The organism is Rathayibacter sp. VKM Ac-2926 (assembly GCF_022815565.1).
Lineage (GTDB): Bacteria > Actinomycetota > Actinomycetes > Actinomycetales > Microbacteriaceae > Rathayibacter > Rathayibacter festucae.
Genome location: NZ_JALGRS010000025.1, coordinates 1 through 1554, shown reverse-complemented (window position 1 = coordinate 1554; position 1554 = coordinate 1). Strand labels below are relative to the sequence as shown.

The window sequence follows — 1554 nt, the reverse complement described above, 5'->3', positions numbered from 1 at the left end:
CGTATCGAGCGGAGGGGGCGCCTTCGGCGCCAGTGCAGGGCGGGGAAAGGATCTTGTGGCTGGCTCGTTGTGGTTGGACGATGGAGGGGTCGCGGTCGAGGCCGATGGATCTTGATGCTTCGAGCTTGTTATCGAGCGTGGCCTGGAGGGCGTCCGCGGGAACCGCGGATTGGTGCCTATCCGGCTTTCGTGCCGGTGGAGCCCGACAAGTAGATTCATCACTCTGATCCCTGCTCTCCCCGCGACACTCGTCGATGCCGGCCGGCGCCGATGAAGTCGATCGGAGGGTGTCATGGATGTCGTTTACGAACGTGCCGCGGGCTTGGATATCTCTAAGAGAGATGCGAAGGTCTGTCTGCGGCTCCCGGCAGGGCGGCGGAATCAGTTCACGAAGACCGTGACGACGTATGGGTCCACGGTCTCCGAGATAGAGCGACTGCGGCAGGACTTGGAAGCGGCCGAAATCGAGGTCGTCGTGATGGAAGCGACGGGTGATTACTGGAAGCCGTTCTTCTTCACGCTCGCGGAGACATTGAACGTCGAACTCGTGAACGCCCGGCAGGTGAAGAACATGCCGGGCCGGAAAACGGATGTCCTGGATGCGCAATGGCTCGCCGAACTCGCCGCTCACAACATGCTTCGCAGCTCGTTCGTGCCCCCGGAGCGGATCCGGGAGCTCCGCGATCTGACCCGCACCCGCCGCCACCTCGGGCAGGAGCAGCACCGCGAGTGGGCTCGGCTGGAGAAGAACCTTGAGGACTCCGGCATCAAGATCAGCTCCGTCCTCTCCACGCTGGGCAGCCAGACGGGTCGGCGGATCCTGGACGCCCTGGTCGCCGGGGAACGGGACCCGGAGGCCTTGGCCGCGCTCGCGCACGCATCTTTAGCGAAGAAAACGCCGGTGTTGATCGAATCCCTGCGAGGCAGATTCCGGGATCACCACGCTTTCATGGTGCGATTGCACTTGCGCCGCATCGACGCGATCACCGAAGACATCGCAGCGATCACTGATCAGATCGAGAGGGTGATCGAACCCTTTCGAGGAACCCGGGAACTCCTGATGACGATCCCGGGCATCAAAGAAAACGCAGCAGACACAATCATCGCCGAGATCGGCGCGGATATGAGCGTCTTCCCCACCGCAGGACACCTCGCCTCCTGGGCAGGAGTCGCACCAGGTCTCCATCAATCAGCAGGCCGCATCAAATCGGCGCACATCAATCCCGGCGACGCCTACCTCAAAGCCGCTCTCGGAATCGTCGTCTTCACCATCATCCGCTCCAAGAACGGACGCCTCTACGCGAAATACCGGCGAGTGAGCTACCGAACCGGCGGACTCAAAGCTGTGGTCGCCATCGAACACACTCTTCTCACCATCATCTGGAACATGCTCCGCAACGGCGTTCCCTACGACGAACTCGGATCCGACTACTACCGCCCTCGCCACCCTGAACGCACCCGAGACAACGCCCTCCGAACCCTCGCGACCCTCGGCTACGACGTCACCCTCACCCCCAGAACCGCGTGAAAGGTCACCATCCCTTTCCAAGTAGA

1 protein-coding gene is annotated in these 1554 nt (G+C 62.1%); it reads left to right on the top strand.

What is annotated here, in order from left to right; genetic code table 11:
• Positions 1–292 precede the first annotated feature (292 nt).
• A complete protein-coding gene (locus tag MT351_RS19780) occupies positions 293–1528 on the top strand; it encodes an IS110 family transposase (protein ID WP_132438521.1) in 1236 nt (411 codons plus the stop codon).
• Positions 1529–1554 lie beyond the last annotated feature (26 nt).

Coding starts and splice junctions, on each gene's coding strand:
- MT351_RS19780 (WP_132438521.1), top strand. CDS start 293: ATGGATGTCGTTTACGAACGTGCCGCGGGCTTGGATATCTCTAAGAGA.